The organism is Moorena sp. SIO3I6 (assembly GCF_010672095.1).
On record NZ_JAAHHU010000582.1, the window covers coordinates 1 to 2746 of the forward strand.

At 43.8% G+C, this 2746-nt stretch carries 1 protein-coding gene; it reads right to left on the reverse strand.

Annotation, left to right across the window (positions count from 1 at the left end):
• Window positions 1-513: 513 nt before the first annotated feature.
• Window positions 514-2307: an ABC transporter substrate-binding protein gene (locus F6K49_RS39890; RefSeq protein WP_293106240.1), complete on the reverse strand. Its 1794-nt coding sequence runs from the start codon at window positions 2305-2307 to the stop codon at window positions 514-516.
• Window positions 2308-2746: the final 439 nt, after the last annotated feature.

Consider the following 2746-nt stretch of genomic DNA (forward strand, 5'->3'; position numbering starts at 1 on the left):
TCTGGATCGGGGGGTAAATGTCGTCCGCTCCAGGTTCGGTCTGTTAATGAGTCCCAAGAAGTATAGGGTGCGATCGCGCTTAACTTATGGGGACGAGTGGGAATTTTGTAGACGACATTGTTAATCATTGTTTTGTTGGCTTGACGTCTTAGATAGTCGTTGCTTTGAATAAACTCCCAAATCCCCTTGAACTTGTTTAAAGCAAAGTTTTATAACCGGTTCCTAAATCCGTCTCTAGATGTATTCCTTTTTTTTGTCATCGAACTAGTTCCCTTTTGGATATATAGCCTTGAGAAATAGGTCATGAAAAACTATGCCTATTTCTCATAACGACAAAAACTACTCGTAACTCTTTCCTACTCTGACATTTGCCCTGTTCGCTGTTCGCTTTTTACCTCACTCCTCTGTTTACATCTCAAATAAAAAGCCTAGAGCAGTATTACTTGTCCCAAGAGTTTTTGTCCCAAGAGTTGTTACCTTTGAAGTTACACATTTGTAATTATAGTGTTCTATCTAATTCTTATCCACAGTTTCAAAGGATTCTGAACCGAGTGGACTGGGCTTCCAGCCTTGAATATTGGCTCGCTTACCTAAAAGCGGTTGGGAGTGGACAATGGGAATGCGCACGGCTTCTTCAAATAAAATTTTATCCACTTGGCGATAGATTCTTGCCCTAGCATCCTTGTCTTGGGTCTTACGACCGGTTTCCAATAGCCGTAGGATTTGGTTATTTTTCCAACGTCCAAGGTCAGCGGTAGCATTAGGTCCGAAGTGGGAATAGTAGAAGTTATCTGGGTCGCCATATTCCCCAGTCCAACCCAATATAAACCCTTGGAAACCAGGAGACTTTTGTCGGTCTTTGAGATAATCTTTCCAGGGTTTGGTTTTTAAAGTAACCTTGATGCCAATCTTACCCAAGTGATCAGCTATTCCTTGGGCGATCGCTTTCGGATCAGGATAGTAGGGGCGGGATATTTTCATATACCAGAGTTCCAGGTCAAAGCCTTTGGGGTAGCCAGCTTCCCTCAGCAGTTGCTTGGCTAGCTGTGGATCATATTTATAGCTACCAAAATTGGGTGACTCAGACCAATCGAGGAGGGGTGGGGTGAAGTGAGCATCACTCTCTCCTAAACCCTGCCAATTTTTTTCGACAATCTTTTGGTGATTAATTCCTAATGCGATCGCAATCCGTACCTTTTGTTTAGAAAGGGGTTTGTAGTTGGTATTGAGGGATAGATATCCGACATTGAAGGAGGGACGGAAAATAGATTTGAGCTTAGCCTCACCAACTAAATTTTCTAATTGCTTAGGAACTAGGTCTGACGTGAAGTCAATCTCTCCAGATTTCAACATGGTCAGCCGCTTCGCAATATCCGGGATGAACCGCACGATTACCTTTTCTGCTTTAGGTAGGTTTGGTTTCCAGTAGTTTGGGCTCTTTTCTAGGATAATTTCCTTGCCATTACGCCACTCTTTGAATTTAAAGGGACCTGTCCCTACCGCTAGAGATGACTCACGACCATACTTAGAACCTGCTTTCTTGATGGCGGTTGGGCTAGCGATACCAAAGTAGCCTGACCCAATCATCGCTGGAAAAATGCTTAAGGGCTGTTTCAGGACAAATTGAATTGTATACTTATCTTTGATGACTATCTGTTGTAATAGGGATTTCGAGTTTCCCTTGAAGCCACCAAATAAATCAGCCCAAATTTGATACTTTCTGTCTTTATCGCGATAGCCATATTTGTTTTCCGGGTCCCACCAACGCTCGACATTGAACTTAACTGCTTCAGCATCGAAATCAGTCCCGTCATGAAACTTGACCCCTTGGCGCAGTTTAAATGTCCAAACTCTGCTATTGCGAGACGCTTCCCAATCAGTAGCTAATCCCGGTTCCAGTTCTATCGTTCCCAGCTTGTATTCCACTAGGCGATTGTAAATTTGTTTCTGGACAACTAGGGATTCCCGGTCGCTGATATTACCCGGTTCTAGGTTTTCTGGTTGTCCCACTGCTCCGTAAACGATTGTCCTTCCCTTGGAATCCTTAGAAGGTTTAGTTGGGGAAGGAGTTGGAGTTGGAGTTGGAGTTGGAGTTGGAGTAGGGCTGGGAGTAGGACTAGGGCTGGGAGTAGGACTAGGGCTGGGACTAGGGCTGGGAGTAGGGCTGGGAGTAGGACTCTCAGAAACAGTAGGAGTAGGACTGGGAGGGGTATTTGTCCCAATCCAATTAGAAGGGCTAACGCAGTTAGAGAGAACTATAGTTAGGACAAAAGCCACAAGCAACAGTATGGGTCGCCATCGCCTCATTGATAAAACTCCTTTATATTGCGGCTCTTGCCAGGAATTGGTAACTAATAGTCATTAGTCATTTGTGATTAGTTTTTATTGACAGGACTTACCCTTGCTTCTGTTCCTCAACCCTAATTGTAGGGGAGCAATGGTTACGTCATCACTATATGTAGCGCAACTGCTTAAGTCCTTATTGATTTATGTTGATTTGAATACATCTCCGATTATAAAAATAATTTCCGAACTTTTAGGCGTTAATTGTGTTTTTTCAGTGTTTTGGGTTATCAAAAAAGTGGTCAAACCCAAATTAACCAAAAAGTTGGAAGCCAGAACTTTGAGCAGGGGGACCCTGGCTTCCCGCTACCTATCACTAAAGACACCATAACTATGGTAAAACCTATACCTGCCCCGCGTCCCCTCACTCCCTAACTAAGGCAGGGCGCTAACTGATCCAAGG

Coding starts and splice junctions, on each gene's coding strand:
- F6K49_RS39890 (WP_293106240.1), bottom strand. CDS start 2,307: ATGAGGCGATGGCGACCCATACTGTTGCTTGTGGCTTTTGTCCTAACT.